Below are 20,551 nucleotides of genomic sequence, written 5' to 3'. Positions count from 1 at the left end.
GCTTACTATCCGTCTCATTGCAAGCGCTTTACATACTCCATTGTAAGCAGTAAAATATTCTATATCTAAGCACATTCACAGCAAAACTGCGCATTTTCGACCATTTATCTATTTTAATATTATAGAGGAGTCCCCGGATATGCCCAGAAAAAAGAAACCCGTCATCGAGTACCGCCACTACAGCCTGCCAATCCATTTCCCTGTGCTGCTGTTAAGCGGGGAACGCTGGAAGATCTCCGATATCAAGAGCGAGCACCTGCATTTCCACAACCATCTGGAGATTGGGATTTGCTATTCGGATAGCGGCATCATGGAGATTAAGGGAGAGTCTGTACCTTTTACAGCCGGTGATGTGACTTTCCTCCCCCGGTATCTTCCCCATACGACGTACAGCTCGCCGGGTGAGGCCAGTCTGTGGTCTTATCTTTTTTTCTCGCCGGAGGACCTCTTTCAGCATTCCTTCAAAAGCGCCTATAGCAACTTCGAGCCGAATTTGTGGGCGGTGCTGGGGAAGAACTGTATCCTGAATAAGGATAAGCACCCCATGGTGTACAGCCTTGCCACGTCGATCGTAGAAGAATTGCAGCAGCAGAAGCCTTATTATCAGGAGAGTGCCTATGGCCTATTGCTGTCCCTGTATATTGAACTGCTCCGAATCCATTCCACGAATGAGGCTCTGACCGATCAGGAAGCTGGGCATAGTCTGAAGGGCGACTTCGTCATCTCCCCGGCGCTGGAGTATATCACCAGGAACTATATGCTGCCGATGACCATCGACTTCCTGGCTGACCTGTGCCACCTGAGCACCACCCACTTCCGCCGCAAATTCCATGAAATGATGGGCACCGCTCCCCTTGATTTCCTGAGCAGTACCCGGATCGAAGAGGCCTGTAAGCAGCTAAAGAGCACTGAGGATTCTATTCTTGAGATATCTGAAAAGGTGGGGTTTCATTCCATCTCCAGCTTCAACCGCTGTTTCTCTAAGCTAATGGGCACGTCACCCAAGGAATGGCGTAAGAGTGCACAGTCCGAGACACAGTCGGCGAAGGCAAGTATTCTGGAATTTACGGGGTGGGTATGAGAATGAATAATAAGGGTGAAAAGTCTATCCTTGCAGACAAGATTCACGAATTGAACAAGCAGGTGCCGGCAAAAGAAGAGGAGCTTTCCGTCCTACAAAAGAGCCGCGCATATCTTCCGCAATCTAAAGCACAGAGATTTCAGTTCATCGAAGACCATAGCTCCGAATTTTCGGTAGAGAAGCTGTGCAGCATTCTTGAAGTATCACGGAGCGGATTTTACAAATGGAGAAGCACCGAAGTCAGCTCTCAGGCGAAGCGTAAAGCCTTACTGCTAAAGCGGGTCGCTTACCTCTTTGAGGCTAACCACGGCCAGTACGGCAGTCCAAGAATCACCCTCCTCTTAAGGGAAGAGGGCTATATTATTAGCGAGCGGACAGTAGGAAAGTACATGCGGGAACTTGGTTTACGTGCGTCGTATTCCAAGCAGGCGGATAAGAACCTGGAGGAATAATATTATTCCAATAAACTACTATATAAAAAAGAAGCGAATTCAGCACAGTGTCTGAATTCGCTTCTTCTATATTAACTTAATTAATCAATTAATTCCGACTTCTGCAGCAACCGCTGAATCAGCACTGCCACTTCCGCGCGGGTGACATTATCCTTTGCCTCCAGCTTGCTGCCGCCCCGGCCGGTGATCAATCCGGCCTTGGCTGCAAGCGCCAGGCTCTCCCCGGCCCATGCACCTACGCTCCCTGCATCCGTAAAGGCTGCGAGTACGCTTGCTGTGTCAACAGGACCGGTCTGCTCAGCAAGACCTGTCAGCTTCATCGCCTTGGCGATAATGTTCATCGCCTGCTCACGTGTGATCCGGGCATCCGGACGGAAGGTTCCGTCCTCGAAACCGGTGATCAGACCGTATTCGGATGCTGTTTCGACCACCGCTGCATACCAGCTATCTGCTGGAATATCTGCAAACGCCGATGGCCCTTCCTCAAGCTTCAATCCCAGACCACGTACGATAATCGCTGCGAACTCTGCACGGGTGATATCTGCGTCCGGGTTGAAGGTCGTTTCGTTCACACCGTTAATGACCAGACGCGATCCCATATCGTTCACTGCGTTCTTCGCCCAGTGATTGTCCACATCCGCGAAAGTCAGCGGATGCCAGACCACAGCATACGAGCTGTTCGTCAAGCTCTTGATATCTGCGTAATATCTGCCGTCTTTCCGGACGAGTCTGGTCGGCACATGGCGCACTGTACCATCCGGATCTACGACGATGCCCGTCGTAATCCGGTTAGGGTCAATACCATCCGGAAGAGCTACTGTCCGCTCCACGTAAGCATTGAACCGGTTGACCTCCACTATAGATGTACCGTAAGAAGCGGTAACCGTGAAATCTATTGGCGGTGCAATAAGGGTAAAGCCCCCTCTGCCTGCAGCAGCTGTCACTACCTGGTTCATGGATGCCGGAGCTTCGCCAATCGTAATCCGTAGTGTAATGTCTTCCAGCTTCATTCCGTTTCCGAGCCTTTCAGCTAATGCACCAATGTTGATTTCTGATGCCGGCAAAGTGTAAGTCCCTTTGCTTGTTTGAAGCACCAGGGTAGCTGATACATTCTCCATGTTCTTAATCATCTGGCCGTTCAACTCCGCGATGATGATGTTGGAATCCAGCATCATCGGAATTGTAACTACAGCGCCATTACCTTCCGCATCCAACTTCGCTTGAAGCTTCGCCGGATCAACAGCGATAGTAGTTATCTTCAAGTTTCCGGAAGTCGTTGTTGTGGCTTTGCCCGCGTTCTCTTCCTTGCCGTTAACAAGGACGATCACATCGGTAACATTGCTTGCCGCGTTACCAGTGCTGGTTCCGCTGCCCGGATTGCTTCCGGTTCCCGGACTGACCGGGTCGGGATCTGGCGTTACAGGTTCAGCCGCGACAACAACCGCTGTTGCGCTGCCGTACTTGATCACCTTATCATCAGCATCTGCTTCTGCAATCCCAAGCATATCGCCATTGGCTGCAGGAATCAGACCATCCATTCCTATAAGTGTGTATCCGCTCAGGATGTCTCCTACATTCGGTACAACGACACTGCCAGTACCAAAGTTCTTGTACAGGAGCTTATGCCCTGCGGCTGGTGCAGGCGTTACGTTGATTTGCGTATAGCCGTTATTTGCAGCGCCACTTGGATCGCTGGCACTCACAGACAAGCCTTCCGCAGGGATAGGCGCATTAATTGTGAATGTCAGCGTAGTTGCCGGTCCCGCCGGAACAGATCCGCTGGATGCAACCCGTACCTTAACGGTGTGCTCACCATTCAAGTCCGGCAGGTTCGTTCCGTCGTAACGTATGAAAGATCCGTCGTCCACTGAGAATTCCATGCTTGTGTCCAGACCAACAATCGTATTGTTCTGGTCATCTGCTGTCACTTCAGGTGCAGCCGGAATGACTGCATTCGAGTCATGAACGGTAATCTGAGCAGCATTAGAAGCGAATGCTGTTGCCGTTGCTTTCTCCCGTACATAATACGTGCCCGGTGCAAGGCCAGTAAGGATTGTGTCTGCTACATCTGTCCAAAGGCCTGAGCTGCCGATCTTGTACTCCATCTGGACTGTCAAATTCTGCAGGGTGCCATCATTCGCCCCGTTGTATGTCACATCTGTTACAGTCACACCAACCGGAGCTGCCGGACGGGAAGGAAGACTTAACGTCTGCACTGCACTGTCTGTAGTCGTCGAAGCATTACCCTTCTTCACGATGCTAAGTGATGTTCCCAGCCAGTTGCTATCAAGTGCCAACTTACCATCGGCTGTCGCCGTTACTGCCTGTGTACCGTTAATCGTGTACGCGCCGTTTGGCGCTAAGCCCGTCAGCTGCTCTGCCGCATAGTCTATTTCAGCTGCTGGGGTTGCTTCTGCCGTTGCCGTGAACGACAATACCGTCAGTTGCACCGAAGCCGAGATGAACGCCGTTGTTGTCGCTTTTGTCCGGACGTAGTACGTGTCCGGAACAAGTGCTGTTACGGTTGTGCCCGTAACATCTATCCATGTACCTGCTGTACCCTTCTTGTATTCCATTGCGGTCGTTACGTTCGTCAGTGTACCATCGTTAGCATTCAATGCTGTTTCATCCGTCCCCAATACACCAGTAGGTGCTGCCGGACGAACAGGAATATTCACCGTCTGCGCTGCACTGTCTATAGTCGTTGAACCATTGCCCTTCTTCACGATGCTCAACGGTGTTCCCAGCCAGCTGCTGTCGATGGCCAGCTTGCCATCCGCGGTCGCCGTTACCGCCAGCGTACCGTTCACCGTATATGAACCGTTCGCCGTCAATCCCGTCAGCTGCTCAGCTGCATAGTCAATGACTGCTGCCGGGGTCGCTTCCTGCGTTGGCACAAACGCAGCCACCGTCACGCTCTGTGCTTCTGAGGCAAACACCACCGAAGTTACTTTCGTCCGGATATAGTACGTGTCCGGTGCAAGTTCTGTCACGGTTGTGCCCGTAACATCCACCCAGGCGCCTAACGTACCCTTCTTGTATTCCATTGCGGAAGTCACATTCGTGAGCGTACCGTCGTTCCCATTAATTTTCGTTTCATCCGTCGCCGCCACACCAGCTGGTGCTGCCGGACGAACAGGAATGTTCACCGTCTGCGCCACACTGTCTATAGTCGTCGAACCGTTACCTTTCTTCACGATACTCAACGGTGTTCCCAGCCAGCTGCTGTCGATGGCCAGCTTACCCTCGGCGGTCGCCGTTACCGCCTGCGTACCGTTCACCGTATATGAACCGTTCGCCGTCAATCCCGTCAGCTGCTCAGCTGCATAGTCTATGACTGCTGCCGGGGTTGCTTCCTGCGTTGGCACAAACGCAGCCACCGTCACGCTCTGTGCCTCTGATACAAATGCCGACGATGTTCCCTTCGTCCGGACGTAGTACGTGTCCGGTGCAAGCTCTGTTACGGTTGTTCCTGCAACATTCACCCATGCGCCTGCAATGCCTCTCTTGTATTCCATCGTCGTGCTTACGCCAGTCAATGTGCCGTCTTCGGCACTTATCGCCGTTTCATCTGTCGCCGCCAAACCAGCAGGTGCGGCCGGACGAACAGGAATATTCACCGTCTGCGCTGCACTGTCTATAGTCGTTGAACCATTGCCCTTCTTCACGATGCTCAGCTGTGTTCCCAGCCAGCTGCTGTCTATAGCCAGCTTCCCCTCTGCGGTCGCCGTTACCGCCAACGTACCGTTCACCGTATATGAACCGTTCGCCGTCAATCCCGTCAGCTGCTCAGCTGCATAGTCTATGACTGCTGCCGGGGTCGCTTCCTGCGTCGGCACAAACGCAGCCACCGTCACGCTCTGTGCTTCTGATACAAATGCCGACGATGTTCCCTTCGTCCGGACGTAGTACGTGTCCGGTGCAAGCTCTGTTACGGTTGTTCCTGCAACATTCACCCATGCGCCTGCAATGCCTCTCTTGTATTCCATCGTCGTGCTTACGCCAGTCAATGTGCCGTCTTCGGCACTTATCGCCGTTTCATCTGTCGCCGCCAAACCAGTAGGTGCTGCCGGACGAACAGGGATGTTCACCGTCTGCGCCGCACTATCTATTGTCGTCGAACCGTTACCTTTTTTCACTATGTTCAGTGACATTCCCAGCCAGCTGCTATCTATAGCCAGTTTACCCTCGGCTGTCGCCGTTACTGCCAGCGTACCGTTCACCGTATATGAACCGTTCGCCGTCAATCCCGTCAGCTGCTCAGCTGCATAGTCTATGACTGCTGCCGGGGTCGCTTCCGGCAATGCTGTGAACAGCGATACAGTTACCGTCATCGGCGAACCGCTGATCGTGTATCCGCTTGGCGAATTTACCGCCACCGATACGTCTCCTTCAGTTGTCACTGAAGTAAGCCCGATGCTCCAATCTGTCCCTGATCCGCTCAACGTTCCTTTTACCGCAGAGCCTGCTCCATTCGTAATTGTGATATCGTCTGCCGTCAGCCCGGCAATCGCAGTATCGAAGGTCAGATCAATTTTCGTCGATGTTGTTGTTCCGGCTACGCCGTCAGCTGCCGCTGATAGCAGCGCAACCGGAGTTGAAGGCTCTGTATCAAACAATTTACCAATTATTCTATAATTCGTGGCATCTGTATTATCTGTTTTGATCAGAACAACTTTATCGCCAAAGGCGGGATACAAAGCGAATTTCGGATAATATTCCACATCGAACATCCAGCTGTCCTCATCATATCCCTGAAATACCACGGGAGCGGAATCCACTGGCTGATCCGACGTTAAAATCAGATTACCGCCGTAGTCATAATAATTCAGGTAAGCATACTGAGTTCCTGACCACTCTGTACCGTAATTGTACGCTTCGTTGATGACAGCATTGGAGATCGGATCTGTGCTTACTGTTACGAACCCGGGCTGTGCACCATCCTTATAGACTGCAGCCGAAGCTTCACCCAGGTAGCCGTTTACCTCGAATCCGCCTTGACTGTTACCCGCGTTGTCATATAAAGAGACCGTGGATCTGTCATTCACCCAGTAATATTGGCTGAACATGAAATCCCCGTTGTTCAGCGTAGACAGATACAGTTGTTTCTCATTCGTTCTTGCTCCTACATCAATTGTTTTTATGAGCGTTCCGCTGTTACTGAATACCTTCAGATAGATGTAATCGGCTGAGGCTCCTGAATTGTAAGCAACCATATATACGCCATCCCCGGCGGATACATAAGACATGCTCGCATTATATTTTACTAGAAGGGTTTCGCTTGAAACAGGTGTCCCTCCAACAGTGAACACACGCGTAGCTGTGCTAACATTATCATTTCTCTGCCAGGAAAAGGCTATATTGCCGTCCGACAATTCCGTAGCAGATACAAAACGCGTAAGTTGCGGAAGACTTCCATCACTAAATGTATTTATCTGAGTCTGGGTGGTTACTTTGTGCCCCGCTTTATCAAGCACCATGAAATAGGTATTAGGAGTGCTCTCCGTAACTGTGCCCAATTGCAGATTATTTTCGCCCGCGTCGCTTTTGTTGTACGTAATCAATAGATTACCGTTATTTAGCACAAGCATATTTACATCAGTCATTTTGTAATAAGTGTCCATCAAACTGCTCAGATTAATATCCGTTATGAGCGTTCCCGTATTATCAAATATCCTCAGAAAATTTGACGAAACATAAGTATTGCCTTCATAAACAAATGAGTTCAGCAATACTGCTGTGCCTCCGTCCGGAAGACCCTGGGCAGCAGAAAGATTCTTGCCTGCACTGTATGTAACCGGAGGCTCAATCACAAAATCTGTTGTTTCATTAAATGAAGGCACGGCAGCGTAAACCCGGAGTGACATAATAGGCAGCAGCCCAAGGATTAACACTAGAGCCAAACCTATCTTCCCTATCTTTTTTAACATTTCGTTCCTCCTTGTCGAATGAGCATCTTTTTATAAATTGATAACGTTTCCGTATGAACGTACGACAAATACCCTTAGCTCTTTATCGACATTCCGCACGAATAAGTTTGCTTTTAGACAAAAAAACAAGGTGAACACCATTGGTTATATAACTTTTATCACTGCATAACTTTTAATTTCCTTGAAACCCCACTCTTTCTTAGATTCAACAATTACTAGACGACCCTTTTCTTCTCCTACCTGTTCCCCTTTTGGCACCTCCAGGCATTTATTGATATAGTAGAATGGTGCCTGGCGTGTGATCAATCAGAGGTTCATTATCATTAACTTTGAATAGGGAGGGATTCCTTTGCAAGAGCTGTTTAAGACGATTATCAAGCAAGACGTCAAACCTTTTTTCTCCGCACGGGGTTATCTCACAAAAGATCTGAATTTCTACAAAACAGAAGGCCAACTCAGCTATAAAATCAATATCCAGAAATACAAGTACAATACACACAAGCAACTCAGCTTCTTTGTGAATTACAGTATTCGTTCCGAAGAGCTTGCGCAATATAGGCCTGCTTCGTCTCTGGGCTTGGCTCACTTCATTGCCCGGATCAACCAAATCGTCCCCGCCGCCCCGGAACGCTACTTCCTGACGCCGGAGGTAGATGTGGACAAGTTCACGGCAGACCTGCTGCTCCATTTGGATCAGAGTCTTCAATTCTTGTACACCTTAACCGATGCCAGGGCCATTATTGAATACTATATGCAGCGGACAGCACTGCATTTAAGTGAGGAGACCTTCGGGTTCCTGCTAGATACAGGGGATACAGAGACTGCGGAGCAATACCTGAAGCAGCTCCAAGCGAAATACGGAGACCAGAAGCGGTGGGTGATATTGGAGAAGAAGTATGCAGCGGTTTGGGAGAAATACGGAAGCTCTTCCTAGCGCAGCACATTGTGTTCGGTTTTTCGCATACATTCGGCCCGTGCGCACTCGCACCAACCCTACACAAATAAAAGGGCTTCCCGTTCTCGTAAGGAGACGTCGGGATAGCCCTTGCAATATACATCTATCTGTACAGGTCAGGATAGATTCTCCGACATCAGTGTAAACCCTTCAATTACAGCATCCTCATCAATCTCAATCAGGATACAGCGTTTCCCTTGATAGTTCACCTGTCTCACATACTTCAGATCCTGCGGGCTGACCGTAATCGAAGCTACTTTTGTATCAATCTTGATTGATTTGGACGTGAATTTCGGGATCACGCTGCTTGCTTTCATCTCATAATTCTTATTGTCAACGATGGTTTCGAACGCGCGCTCTACCTTCTCCATCGTCACTTCCTCTACGCCGCTTGCCTTCAGCACACGCTCTACATCCCGGTAATCGAGCTTCGGCGGTTCTTCCTCATCCTCGTGGTCTTCGATGACCTGGTGAACACTCTCGTATACCTGCGCAATGGTCGCCACATCGAGTTGTTCGCCCGTTATTTCCTTCACGATATCTTCGAAGATGGATCTCTCTTCCATGGCTGTCACGGACCGTTCCGCATTCAGCACCTGTTCGATGAAATGAGGGTTCGGATTATTCGAGCTCCCTGTGCAATACAGGATACGATTGATATCCGAATAGTTGTCCGTCACACTCGGGTAAAAGAACCCTTGCTCCGGCGTACTAAGCTTGATGATCGGATCGACCATCACATTGTATTTGAATTCCCGCTCCACATAATCGAACAGGAGGGTTTTACGCTGCTGTTCCGTGGAGTTCACACTGCATAGAATGAACGGATGTGAGAACATCTCATCCTTGCCGGTTTCTTCGGCTTCGTCATTCCGGGCCTTCGTCGGCCGGAAGTATTGTCCGCGGACAAACGTGATTACCGCATCCTTCTCATACTTGACGTCCACCAGCATTTTATCCACCAGCATCAGCATCAGGTCCTGCCATTCTTCCGGATCTCCCGTCACCAGACCCTGGTGAAGCATGACCTGCGACGGCTCCTCAGCTTCCTCCAGGAACTTCAGCTCGAACAGTTTATGATCCAGCTCGCCGGTCAGCAGTTTCCGGAAATTCGCCATATACAGCTCCTGCTTCTCGCGGTCCAGCATGGCGAACGGCTGGCGTTCACAATGGTAGATTTCATTGGTTTCTTTCATAATATACACGTTCAGAATATCGAACAAATGCAGCTGATCGTGGTCCATCTTAAATTGCTTACGTATATGTGCGGCTTCTTTCTTTATCATGTTCGCGACACAGCTCCTAAGAAGTAAATTGGTTTTATCAGTATAAACGATATAAAAACCCTTCGCCAGAAGGGTTTTTATTGCCGGTTCTGTTCAGTTGTGTACACACGCCACAGGAATCTACGGTTCCAGTTCACTCTGATTGCTGTTTTCTCTGCCCCTGCCGCTCAATCATTCCCAGATAGCGGTCAAGCTGCTGCTCTTCCAGCGAGGCGATCATATCAGCAAAGGGCTTCAAGTCCCGATTCACAGCATAGGCTTCTAGTGCATTGAAGTAATCCAGCCGGGATTCCTTGGCAATAGAGACAGGAAGATAACCGTGTGCCAGCAGTTGATAGTTCATAATCAGCCGCGAAGTTCTGCCGTTTCCATCGGCGAACGGATGAATAGGCACGAATTCGCCATGGGTCCAAGCCGCAAGCTCAATTACATCAGTGACATCTTTTTCAGCCAAATCAGCATAGAAATCTTTCACCTGGCGGTACATTTCACCCACCATTATATTCTCAGTCAGTACAGCATGAATATCCTTAATAATACCTTCATCCAACGGTTTTTTCTGATCAATACAGGCTTTAACATACTGGTAAGCTTTATTATGATTAATGACCTCGTAAATTTCCCGCATCTTGCCGCCTACGGATAGTCCTTCCTCCAATACCACCTTGGTTTCCAGAAGGGTTAACGTATTCCCTTCAATAGCAGTTGAGTTATGCGTATATTCCAGTTCGAAAGCCTGCACATAGCTTTTTACAGTGATTTCCGGAAGAGTGTCTTTGGCTTTTTCATATAAATCTTTTTTACGTAGTAATTCAGGGTAGCCCATCCGCCCTAGTCCAAAGGAAACGGTCTATCTCATAACTGTTAGTTTGAAGCCTCCACCCTTAAAGACGGCTATTATAAATTTGGAGTCGTACCTGATGCACGTCTCTCTTTGCATTTTACTCTATTCCTGCCTTTACTATGAAACCGCCCCTTAATTATTGCCCCGTCCCCCTACCGCCGCCTGCGCCCCCTCGGCCACCTCCACCTCCGAACCCGCCTCCGCGTGATTCCGTGATTTCAGTGATTTGTTCGCCATTGACCGTGACAGTGCCGCCATTCAGTTCAGCTGTACCATCCGCATCAAAAGCGGAAGTTGCTTCTACATTAATAGTTCCGCCATTAACATAGAGATCTCCGTTGGAATCAAAGGCATCTGTATCCCCGCTGCCCATAGTTACATCAATCGTGCCGCCATTGACTACAATTGATGCATCGGAACTAACTTTTGGTGTAGCGTTTATACCGTCATCAGTCGCATACAAGGTAATCTGACCCTCATTTACGATTATGTTGTTTGCCTCGATACCTTCTACTGCACTCTTAATGTTGATCATCCCGCCATCGATTTGAACCAGGTTGTTGCCGGTAATGGCATCGTCAGCAGCAGTGATTGTTAACGTGCCGCCTTCAATATAGATATTTCCAAGGGTAGTATCCTCTTCGTTCTCGCTATGCAATCCATCCTTCTGTGTATCAATGGTAATCGTTCCATCGTTGATGAGAATGGCATCATTGGCTTCGAGTGCATCTGCAGAGGACTCTATGGTATACACGCCTCCGGTAATTTTCAGATCATCCTTGGAAGAGATCCCATTCCCTTGATCCGACACAATGCCTAAGGTTCCGGTTCCATTCAGGGTCAGATCTGCTCTTGAGAAAATAACCGCATCCAGATTGGTTTCCCCATCCGCCACATAACTTCCGGACACCTCCATATAGTTCTCACTGTCCGTGGATGTAACGAATACCTTATCCGCTGCTTTGACATAAATGGCAGGTGCATCTTCATTGGTTATACTCACACCGTCAAGAACGATCTGAACTTTGGCATCGTCGGCAGCCTCAACCGTTACCGTCACATTGTCCACATCACCACTCAAAACGTACACGCCTTCCTCACTCAGTGTCACATCCTGATTGTTCTCCAGGTTCATTTGTGTTGCAGCAGTAAGATCCGCCGCCTGTTCTAAATCCCGGTCACTGAATAATTCCGTGGTGTCCAGAGCGGAAACGGCAGCCTCCGATGATTCAATAACAGCACCTTCTGTTGCTGACGCTTCGCTTGGTGACACGGTCGCAGTTACAGATTGAGTGGTTGCAGCAGCAACCCCGCTGCCCTCTTGTGTATTAGAGCATCCCGCGGCGGATACAGTAAGTAATGCGGCGAGAGCAATGACGCTTATGCTGTTCAGCTTTATCATTTTCATGTATTAACACTCCTCGTATAGTTAGTAGTCATCTATAGGCTGTTTATCGTTCAATAAGCATTAACGCTACCTGACTTATTCCCAGCATAAGCCATAACACTTAAATCAAACTTAAACAGCGAACTCCAAACTATATATGACAATAGATGTCATTCCTATACTCTATAATGAAGCTGTAATCAACAAAGGAGGTAATAACGAAATGACGGATTTACGTGGGAAAATCGCTTTAGTAGCCGGAGCTACCAGAGGGGCCGGCCGGGGGATTGCTACCGAGCTGGGTGCAGCTGGCGCAACGGTATATGTGACAGGAAGATCGACGCTGGCCCACCGTTCCGAATATGACCGTCCTGAAACGATAGAAGAAACGGCAGAGCTTGTCACCAGGGCTGGCGGTCACGGAATCCCCGTTCAAGTCGATCATCTCGATCCTGCCCAGGTAGAGAAATTGGTGAAGCGCATTGAAGAGGAGCAAGGCCGGCTCGACATTCTTGTGAATGATATTTGGGGAGCTGAAAAGATTATCGAATGGAATGTACCGTTGTGGGAACATTCCCTTGAGAAGGGCCTGCGCATGTTACGACTCGCGATAGATACCCATCTCATTACTAGCCATTTCGCGCTGCCCCTCCTGATTAAGAGTAAGAATGGTCTGGTTGTTGAGATGACAGACGGACTCGCTGAATATAATGCCACGAATTACCGGGTATCGATGTTCTATGATCAGGCCAAAACCTCCGTGATCCGCATGGCCTGGGCTCTTGCCCAGGAGCTTAAGCCTTATGAATGTACAGCGGTGGCGCTCACGCCAGGCTGGCTCCGTTCGGAGATGATGCTCGAACACTATGGGGTACATGAAGATAACTGGCGGGATGCTGCTGCCAATGAGCCTCACTTCATCATCTCGGAATCCCCACGTTATGTAGGCCGGTCCGTCGCTGCTCTTGCTCAAGACCCCGAATTATCCAGATGGAACGGACGGTCACTCTCAAGCGGAGAGCTGGCGCAAGTCTACGGGTATACTGATTACGATGGCACGCAGCCGGATTGCTGGCGTTACATGGTCGAGGTCGTAGATGCCGGTAAACCGGCGGATGCTGAAGGATACAGATAATACGAAACCCGGACGCATTCAGCGTCCGGGTCTTCATAGTTCAACCTGCCCTATACTGATTATGGAACAGCAAATCATAGGTTTCGTTCCGGTTAAACAGGTTCTCATGGGTATCGAAGGCAGCGACCCTGCCCGCTTGCAGAACCATTACTTTGTCACAGTCCAGAATGGAAGATAGACGGTGAGCAATGGAGATCATGGTTTTGCCCGATGACAGGCTCTTGAGTTCGCTAATGATGTCACTCTCATTTTCGCTATCCAGCGCGCTTGTGCTTTCGTCGAAAATGATGATGTCCCTGTCCTGCAGAAAAGCCCGGGCAATCGACAGACGCTGTTTCTGGCCGCCCGAGAGCTTCACCCCTTTTTCACCGATGATCGTGTCCAGCTTGTCCGGTAACGTTTCAATGTAGTCATAAATACTTGCCCTGCGGCAGCACTCCATCAATTCCGCGTCGGTTGCCCCGGCCTTGGCCAGCAACAGGTTGTCTCTGATCGACATATTGAACAGAACGGGTTCCTGCACAACTATGCTCACTTTATCGGACACACTCTCACTGTTCACCGAAGAGATATCTGTGCCGCCAATGCTTACCGTTCCCTCTTGCGGTTCCATCTGCCCTGTCAACAGCTTGGCGATGGTGGATTTGCCGCTGCCGCTTTGACCAACGATCGCCAGATGCTCCCCCTTACCCACAGAGAATGATATACCGTCAAGCGCAAATGAATCGTTCCCCTCATAGCTAAATTTCAGCTGGTTAACATTGATATCTGTTCCTTCAATCTTCTTATAGGGCTTCTTGCCCGCTTCTATATTTAGAATCCCGATCACTTTACCAATACTCACTGAGTCATTCTTGAAGTTCATCATGGAATTACTAATGTTCTCGATGTATCCGAAAAACTGCCCGTAAAAGCTGATAAACACCAGCAGCACACCGACTTGCGAATAACCCTTAATGACAAATAATCCGCCGATAAAATAGATGAACAGCTGGGTAATGAAGTTCTTGGTGAAGAACGAATAGGTAATCCCCAGATGCATATAGAGCTGGTTAAGAAACCAGACATGCCTGATCTTCTTGTAATGTCCGTTTAATTCAGCAAATTGAGCATCTTCAAGGTTGTTGGTCTTGATATCCTTCCAGTTTTGAAAACTCGTGTGCAGGAAGGTCTCGTATTGAATTTGCAGTGCCCATAGTTCCTCTCCGGCTTGCTTCGTCTTTCCTCCCAGGAAATTAACCGTAACGAAAGAGACCGGAACAAAAATAAAACTGATAAGCGCAATCCGCCAGTCATAGCATAGTAGAATTACCGCTAACGCCACAGCGTAAACCACTGCGTAGATAAAATCTAAGATATGCGTTGTGAAAAACTTCCCGGCAACAGCAGCATCGTTCTCAATCCGGCTCTTAACGTCGCCAATGCTATATTTGCTATATTCATTATGTTCAAGGCTGATAAGCTTCTTGAGCAGCTTATTCTTGATTCTCAGATCATATTTCAGGATTAACTGGTTGGAAAACCGCTTACTGACGGTAATCCCGATTGTAGTAAGTATATATACCGCCAGATAACCGCCGATGATTAGCCCAAGCTCATTCAACTGCTTATCTACCAAAACGCGGTTAACCAGAAATGAATACAAGAACAAAGGGATCAGCCCGAATACTAAGTTCCATATCTTAAACAGTCCCAGCGCAAGGAGCGGCTTGTTAATTCCGGCTATATCCCGGGTTAAGGCCTTAAAGATATCCCATCGTCTCATACGGCTTCACCTCCTGCATACTGTTCACTGAATAAATCTATGTAAGTCTGATTGCTTGTAATCAGTACATCGTGAGTATCGTAGCCTTTGACAACACCATCTGCTAACACTGCGATTCTGTCACAGCTTTGGATGGTGGAGAACCGGTGGGCGATGATAATCAGCGTCCGGTCCTTCGCAAGATCAGTCATCACTTTCCGGATCAGCGCTTCGTTCCGGCTGTCGAGGAAAGAGGTTGCTTCGTCAAAGACAAGAATCTTCGGATTCTTAACTAATATCCTGGCGATTGCCAGACGCTGCTTCTGCCCGCCGGATAATTCCTGCCCGCCCGTCCCCAGCAGAGTGTCCAGCCCGTCCGGGAAGGTCAGGACAACGTCATACAGAGCGGCCTTCTTGATCGCTTCCATCAAGGCTTCATCATTGTCCTTATTGTTCGTAAATGAAAGATTGTAACGCAGGGTGTGATCGTACAGAATCGTCTCCTGATGAACAATCCCCACCTGGCTCCGCAAGCTATGCAGGTTATAATCATTAACATTCACTCCGTCGATCAGAAGCTCGCCGCTGTCTACGTTATATAGATTGTAGAGCAGGTTGCCCATCGTTGTTTTACCCGCGCCGCTTCTTCCGACAAGGCCAATCGTGCTTCCTGCATCCACTCGGAGATTGAACCCGTTCAGAACTCGTCTATCTTCGCTGTATCCAAAGGAGACATTGTTAAATTCAATGGTACCCTCTTTAATTTGTTGCGGAGGCTGGTTTTCCTGATAATCCTCTTCCTCCTCATTCAGAATATCCACGACACGCTGCAGGGAGACAGTCTGCCCCCAGACATCGGTAATTTTACTGTTGATCGAGCTGAAGTAATTCACGGCCATATTGAAATAGCTTATCGCGGCTACGAAGACACCCAGCTGCATTCGGCCTTCAACAATGAGATAGGCGCAGATGATAAAGAGCAGCAGCTGCGCGGCAAGCGTGATGAACGCATTCACCCTTTCTGTCGTCACTTCGATTCTGCCGTTCTCCACATTCATTTTATTGATGGAGGTCGTTTTTCTTAGATAAGTACTTATTACTCTTTGGCTTGCGTTAAGTATTCTGATCTCCTGCAGATTCTTCACGATTTCAAATAAATACGAGGATAGCTTCCCTTGTTCCGCTGCAATATCCATGCTGACCTTCTGGGCTCTGCTCTTGAAATATTTCGAGGCGAAAAATACAGCGGGAACCAGAACGACTGTAAAAGCCCCCAGCATTACATTGTAGTAAAACATAAAGCAGACAGCGAATAGGATATGCAGCAAGTTGGAATACCCCCACAATCCGCTCCAGAAGACGAGATTCATAATATCCGTGGCGTCATGGTTCATCCGGCTAATCATATCCCCGCTGTACATCCCGGAGAGGTCTTTCCCTTTTTTATGTAATATCTTGTTGAACAGAGCCCGGCGGATATCAAAGACAAACCCCGTCATCATCTGTGAAGAGATAAGATTGTTTAATGTCGCAACGACAAACTGATTGAACAAGAGAATAGCAGCATAGATTAGGCATAGATTCATAAAGGCGTTCATGTCTTTATCATAAAAAGCGATATTGATCATCTTCCCGCCCAGGAACGGATAAATCAGGTTGACCATTGTCATTAACGTAGTGATCATGAACCCGCATAGAAAAACCCATTTGTGCATCAGCATAAATTTCATGACCCATTGCCTCTTTGTCATTGACTCACGCAGCCCCTCCCATATATTCACAAACGAAATTGTAGCACAAACGTTCGTATGAAAGAAGTGATAAAAACACCTGCCAATGACAGGTGTTTATGAAGCAACAACCAGCTAAACCCAATAGAATCTATTGGGATTTGCACCGCTCAGGCCAGCAAGGCGCGGGCTACCTGATCCACAATGCAATTGATGCCTGTCGGACCATAACAGCCGATCCATGTAGCGGCATCCACCGGGTATATATGCTGCCGTTCGTCTGCATCCAGCATGCCCCGGACGCTTTGCTCTGTCACAGATATTTCATCCAGCAGCATCTCGTTGCTAAGCAAAAAGTAGTGGCTGGCATGCACAGCCGGCAGCCTATCGACGGAAATATGATAAGCCGTGTCGGAGGTATCTGCGACAAATAGCGGAGCAGGCAGCCCAAGGTCCCGGTACAGCACAGCGCCTGTCCGATGAGATGCCGTATGCACCCTGACCAGTGATTCCCGCGGGCGGATCAGAGCCACGCTCTTGCCTGCCAGCACCGGGGCAAGCTCTTCCGACAGCAATGCCGTACGGCGAAGGTAATCGGCAATAATGCGTTCCGCCTCTGCCCGCTTGCCTGTCAATTCGCCGAGCAGGCTCAGAATCGTCTGCCAGCTCTCATTGCGCCGAAACATGATAGTGGGAGCAACCCGGCTTAAGCGTTCATAATGCTGATCATGCACCTCCGTGCAGATAATCAAATCCGGACGCAGCCGTTCCAGAGCCTGCAGGTCCGGGTACTCATAGGTTCCAAGCATTTCCGTTGCCTTAAGCCCTTCACGGATATACTGGGGGAATTTCAACACAGCACTGCCCAATCCCACACTTCCTGCGGGTGACAGCTCAAGGGCGAGCAAATGATCAGCATATTGGACATCGAGTACAGCGATACGCTGCGGAGAAGCAGTGACACAATATGTGCCCCGCATATGGCCAATCACCGGGTCCGGCAGCCCGGAATATGGAGCGTCCGGCCCGGGCTCTGAAGCGGCAGTCCGCCGGTAGAGCTGCGGGGGGACTCCATAATACTTCTTGAACGCCCTGCTGAAGTAATACATGTCGCGATAGCCTGTTCTTTCAGCGATTTCGCCGATGGGGGCATCCGTATGACGCAGCATCCGCTCTGCGCTCTCCATCCGCAGCCGGATCACATATTCCATCGGCCCGAGCAGCTTCTCCTGCTTGAACCGCCGCTGTAGCTGTCTTACGCCGCATCCGGCAAGCGCAGCCAGCTCTTTAAGCTCCAGCTCCTGACGGTAATGCCCCGCTATATAGGCAGCAACAACCTCCACCATGTCCGGCTCTGCGCCGCCCTGACCGCGTTCATGCTCCATAATAAGCTCATAGAGCATTCCTTGCAGCAGCGCATTGGCATGGAAGCGTTCCAGCCCTTCTCCGCGGCTCCATTTGGCTATGAGCTTGTCCGCTGTCTGATGCAGCTCCGCCGGATGCACGGGATGATGAACAAACGAAGTACGCAGCGGGTGGTTGCGCTGCGGGAACAGTACACGGGCGGCTCCCGCCATTGGAACAGCCTTATAGATAATAACAGTATAATGAAGATTTTCCGGCCCTGCAGTCATCGTAAATGCCGATCCCTTAACAGCGTGGCAGACAAAAGAGGCCTGGATATGGCGAACCTCGCCATTTATCACAAGCCTCCCTTCCCCGCCGCCTGCCAGCAATAACAGATTGGCTGACAATCCCACTTCGCTCAGAACACCTCCGGGCGGCAAAGTACCGCTGCGCACGTCTAGCATCTTGATCGTCGTATCACTCCATAGACTTGCCTGCTCCTGCAGCGGCATTTCTCTCATCTCCTGACAATAGCATCCTCTGCTAAACGGACGTGTTTGTTGTCATTTTAATTGAGATTCATTCTCATTGTCAATTTTCGGGCATTTCCGGCAATATTCCCCTGACATCCGGTAATAGAAACAGCAGGTGCTGCGCTTGTTCTTCGCAACCGGAGCCTTGTCATTATTCTCTGTGAACGGGGTAAACGGGTTGCGTCTTGCACCAAACAACTTCCCGGAGGCCGTCCGGGTCAGAAAAGCAAAATCGGCTTGCATCCGCTGCCTGTCTTGCCCGGATTCCTCAGCTCCAGGAGAATATAGCGGGGCAATGCGCACCATGATATTCTCCCAGAGCACCGCCATCGGGACGGGGCCTATGGCGGCAAGCGTCTGCAGCAGCGGGGCAAGCCGTACCGCAAAAATCTCCTTAATGACCTCCTCCCGCCATGCTTCCCTGTCTTCCGCTGGTGATATGGCCTGAAGCCCGCTCACCGCCAGAAAAGGAAAGTGCGTCTCCCCTTTAATATCCGGGGAAGCCGGATGATAGAGGAAGCTATTGTCCAGCGGGAACGAGACTTCCCGGTTATGGAAGGTCATAGCCGTCAGCAACGGTGCGATCCACAGATAGCCGATTCGCTTGGCCAGCATGGAAGCGGCAACCTGCATATCGGGCGCGCCGATATAATCCTTAAGCCAGCTTACATATTCGCGGCATGCCGCTTCTTCATGCAGCTGGCCCAGAGCAATGGTACGGATGCTGTCTTTAGGCGGACCGCCCAGCCACAGACGGTACTCTTCCGCTATTTGCTTCCAGGAGGCCGACGACAGATAGTGGTCCATTTCAATGCGGTCCCAGCAGCGCTTCCGAGGCCTGATCTACAATAATATTGAGCGCAAGGGGGCCATAGTAAGCGATCCAGAGTGTTGAATTCACGTCATAGGCACGGTTATTTTTGACTGCATCAAGCGACTTCCAGACCGGACTGCCTGCCAGCGCCTCTGCCTCTTTGGCGAACAAATCATCCGACAGCAGGAAATAATGATCTGCTCCGACATCAGCGACCGTCTCCATCGATATTTCAACGGAGGTGTCATCTGTAATCTCCTGAACGAATGCCGGGGCATTTAACCCCAAATCCTCATAAAGAATGCTCCCGGTCCGGTGGTCGGGACCATGTACACGGATGCCTTCCGGTCTCGGACGGATCAGCGCTACGGTCTCATCGCCCAGCTTCGCCGCCAGCTGCTCCCGCAGTCCGGTGATTTTGCCCTCGTAAGCCTGACGCACGGTCTCTGCCTCCGCCTGCTTGCCTGTTATCGCACCGATGACAGCCAGCGTATCCCGCCAATCCTCGTAGAAGTCCAGCACCACAGTGGGCGCAATTTGACTGACGCTATCATATACCTCCTCCTGAAAGTCGGTCATCAATATAAGATCCGGATTCAATGCCACAATAGCCTCAAGATTGGGCTCATCCCGTGTGCCAAGGACCTTCACATCACCCATTTGAGCGTTTAAATATTCCGGGAACTCATCCTTCGTCCCAGCCACAACGCTGCCCGCCGGGCGCTCACCAACCGCTATCAATTGATCGGCGAATTTCACATCAAGCGCAGCAATTACCTTCGGCTTCTCCGTCAGTGTATATTCGCCCTTCAGGTGTGAGATCGTTACCGGAAAAGCTGCAGCAGCCTGCGCCTCCGGCGACGACTGAGCCTCAGTATCCGATGGTGGAGACGGCTCGGCTGAAGCTGCCGCAGATGGCTGTGCTGCTGTGCCTCCATTGGTGTCTCCTCCAGTGCCGCAAGCTGTCAGCACAAGTACGAGTACCAGCATCCATACCATTAATAGTCCTGATTGCCGGACGGCGTATCTCTTGCTGCCGGTTGCCTGCCTCTTTGCTGCTCTGTTCATGCTGACTTCCCCCTATTTCTGTGATAATGATTTTCATTATCATATTAGTAAAGCGAGTATACCCGATCTGCCTACTCCGGTTCCATGTACTTTTGCGACATTGCAGCCGGATTAATGCGACATTGTGTTCCACAGGAGCCTGGCTCCTATATACAATATCTCTTCCCCGGGACCCGGACCATCCAATACAAAAAGACCGCCGGTAATACCGGCAGTCTTAGGAAGGGAAGCTACTCCCGCTATTT

The 20,551-nt window shown here is 49.9% G+C and carries 13 protein-coding genes; 4 read left to right on the top strand and 9 right to left on the bottom strand.

The window, feature by feature from the left end; all coding sequences use genetic code 11:
* Positions 1-139: 139 nt before the first annotated feature.
* Both PBOR_RS03920 and PBOR_RS03915 read left to right on the top strand, forming a co-directional pair.
* Positions 140-1,081, top strand: a complete 942-nt coding sequence (locus PBOR_RS03920) for a helix-turn-helix domain-containing protein (protein ID WP_042210567.1) — start codon at positions 140-142, stop codon at positions 1,079-1,081.
* A 2-nt stretch (positions 1,082-1,083) separates the two neighbouring features.
* The gene (locus PBOR_RS03915; RefSeq protein ID WP_042210565.1) at positions 1,084-1,533 is read left to right on the top strand and encodes an IS3 family transposase; all 450 of its coding nucleotides are present in this window, start codon (positions 1,084-1,086) and stop codon (positions 1,531-1,533) included.
* Between the two features lie 80 nt (positions 1,534-1,613).
* Here the strand turns inward: PBOR_RS03915 and PBOR_RS35235 are convergent, their stop codons facing one another.
* Positions 1,614-7,463 carry an S-layer homology domain-containing protein gene (locus PBOR_RS35235; protein ID WP_052429321.1) on the bottom strand — a complete coding sequence of 1,950 codons (5,850 nt, stop codon included), beginning with the start codon at positions 7,461-7,463 and terminating at the stop codon, positions 1,614-1,616.
* A 349-nt stretch (positions 7,464-7,812) separates the two neighbouring features.
* On the opposite strand from PBOR_RS35235, the gene PBOR_RS03905 reads away from it, so the two are divergent.
* On the top strand, positions 7,813-8,397 hold the full coding sequence (locus tag PBOR_RS03905; RefSeq protein WP_042210564.1) for a DUF4304 domain-containing protein: 585 nt from the start codon (positions 7,813-7,815) through the stop codon (positions 8,395-8,397).
* A gap of 137 nt (positions 8,398-8,534) precedes the next feature.
* Here PBOR_RS03905 and PBOR_RS03900 read toward each other — a convergent pair whose 3' ends face one another.
* From PBOR_RS03900 to PBOR_RS03890, 3 genes are all read right to left on the bottom strand, one after another.
* Positions 8,535-9,704 carry a DUF4317 domain-containing protein gene (locus tag PBOR_RS03900; protein ID WP_039292539.1) on the bottom strand — a complete coding sequence of 390 codons (1,170 nt, stop codon included), beginning with the start codon at positions 9,702-9,704 and terminating at the stop codon, positions 8,535-8,537.
* 133 nt (positions 9,705-9,837) lie between these two features.
* Complete coding sequence (locus PBOR_RS03895; RefSeq protein WP_042210563.1) at positions 9,838-10,530, bottom strand: Fic family protein; 693 nt, start codon at positions 10,528-10,530, stop codon at positions 9,838-9,840.
* A gap of 154 nt (positions 10,531-10,684) precedes the next feature.
* Positions 10,685-11,956: a carbohydrate-binding domain-containing protein gene (locus PBOR_RS03890; protein WP_042210562.1), complete on the bottom strand. Its 1,272-nt coding sequence runs from the start codon at positions 11,954-11,956 to the stop codon at positions 10,685-10,687.
* A 202-nt stretch (positions 11,957-12,158) separates the two neighbouring features.
* Here PBOR_RS03890 and PBOR_RS03885 point away from each other — a divergent pair, with 202 nt between their 5' ends.
* Positions 12,159-13,070 (top strand): SDR family oxidoreductase, encoded by a 912-nt coding sequence (locus tag PBOR_RS03885; RefSeq protein ID WP_042210561.1) that lies wholly within the window; start codon positions 12,159-12,161, stop codon positions 13,068-13,070.
* 40 nt (positions 13,071-13,110) lie between these two features.
* On the opposite strand, the gene PBOR_RS03880 is transcribed toward PBOR_RS03885, so the two are convergent.
* The 5 genes from PBOR_RS03880 to PBOR_RS03860 all read right to left on the bottom strand — a co-directional run bounded on the left by PBOR_RS03880 (position 13,111) and on the right by PBOR_RS03860 (position 20,306).
* Entirely contained in the window at positions 13,111-14,835 is a 1,725-nt protein-coding gene (locus PBOR_RS03880) for an ABC transporter ATP-binding protein (RefSeq protein ID WP_042210560.1), read from the bottom strand.
* Positions 14,832-16,544 carry an ABC transporter ATP-binding protein gene (locus tag PBOR_RS35230; RefSeq protein ID WP_052429320.1) on the bottom strand — a complete coding sequence of 571 codons (1,713 nt, stop codon included), beginning with the start codon at positions 16,542-16,544 and terminating at the stop codon, positions 14,832-14,834. The genes PBOR_RS03880 and PBOR_RS35230 overlap by 4 nt, the downstream gene beginning before the upstream one ends.
* 170 nt (positions 16,545-16,714) lie before the next feature.
* Positions 16,715-18,403 carry a helix-turn-helix domain-containing protein gene (locus tag PBOR_RS03870; protein ID WP_042210559.1) on the bottom strand — a complete coding sequence of 563 codons (1,689 nt, stop codon included), beginning with the start codon at positions 18,401-18,403 and terminating at the stop codon, positions 16,715-16,717.
* Between the two features lie 51 nt (positions 18,404-18,454).
* On the bottom strand, positions 18,455-19,231 hold the full coding sequence (locus PBOR_RS03865) for a (2Fe-2S)-binding protein (RefSeq protein ID WP_042210558.1): 777 nt from the start codon (positions 19,229-19,231) through the stop codon (positions 18,455-18,457).
* 1 nt (position 19,232) lies between these two features.
* Entirely contained in the window at positions 19,233-20,306 is a 1,074-nt protein-coding gene (locus PBOR_RS03860) for an ABC transporter substrate-binding protein (protein ID WP_042210557.1), read from the bottom strand.
* Positions 20,307-20,551: the final 245 nt, after the last annotated feature.

Source organism: Paenibacillus borealis, from assembly GCF_000758665.1.
GTDB classification, from domain to species: domain Bacteria; phylum Bacillota; class Bacilli; order Paenibacillales; family Paenibacillaceae; genus Paenibacillus_AQ; species Paenibacillus_AQ borealis.
This window is presented reverse-complemented; position numbering and strand designations above follow the sequence as displayed.

Excerpts from the sequence above, each read along its gene's own strand:
- PBOR_RS03920 (WP_042210567.1), top strand. The coding sequence starts at position 140 with ATGCCCAGAAAAAAGAAACCCGTCATCGAGTACCGCCACTACAGCCTG.
- PBOR_RS03915 (WP_042210565.1), top strand. The coding sequence starts at position 1,084 with ATGAATAATAAGGGTGAAAAGTCTATCCTTGCAGACAAGATTCACGAA.
- PBOR_RS35235 (WP_052429321.1), bottom strand. The coding sequence starts at position 7,463 with ATGTTAAAAAAGATAGGGAAGATAGGTTTGGCTCTAGTGTTAATCCTT.
- PBOR_RS03900 (WP_039292539.1), bottom strand. The coding sequence starts at position 9,704 with ATGATAAAGAAAGAAGCCGCACATATACGTAAGCAATTTAAGATGGAC.
- PBOR_RS03895 (WP_042210563.1), bottom strand. The coding sequence starts at position 10,530 with ATGGGCTACCCTGAATTACTACGTAAAAAAGATTTATATGAAAAAGCC.
- PBOR_RS03890 (WP_042210562.1), bottom strand. The coding sequence starts at position 11,956 with ATGAAAATGATAAAGCTGAACAGCATAAGCGTCATTGCTCTCGCCGCA.
- PBOR_RS03885 (WP_042210561.1), top strand. The coding sequence starts at position 12,159 with ATGACGGATTTACGTGGGAAAATCGCTTTAGTAGCCGGAGCTACCAGA.
- PBOR_RS03880 (WP_042210560.1), bottom strand. The coding sequence starts at position 14,835 with ATGAGACGATGGGATATCTTTAAGGCCTTAACCCGGGATATAGCCGGA.
- PBOR_RS35230 (WP_052429320.1), bottom strand. The coding sequence starts at position 16,544 with ATGAAATTTATGCTGATGCACAAATGGGTTTTTCTATGCGGGTTCATG.
- PBOR_RS03870 (WP_042210559.1), bottom strand. The coding sequence starts at position 18,403 with ATGCCGCTGCAGGAGCAGGCAAGTCTATGGAGTGATACGACGATCAAG.
- PBOR_RS03865 (WP_042210558.1), bottom strand. The coding sequence starts at position 19,231 with ATGGACCACTATCTGTCGTCGGCCTCCTGGAAGCAAATAGCGGAAGAG.
- PBOR_RS03860 (WP_042210557.1), bottom strand. The coding sequence starts at position 20,306 with ATGAACAGAGCAGCAAAGAGGCAGGCAACCGGCAGCAAGAGATACGCC.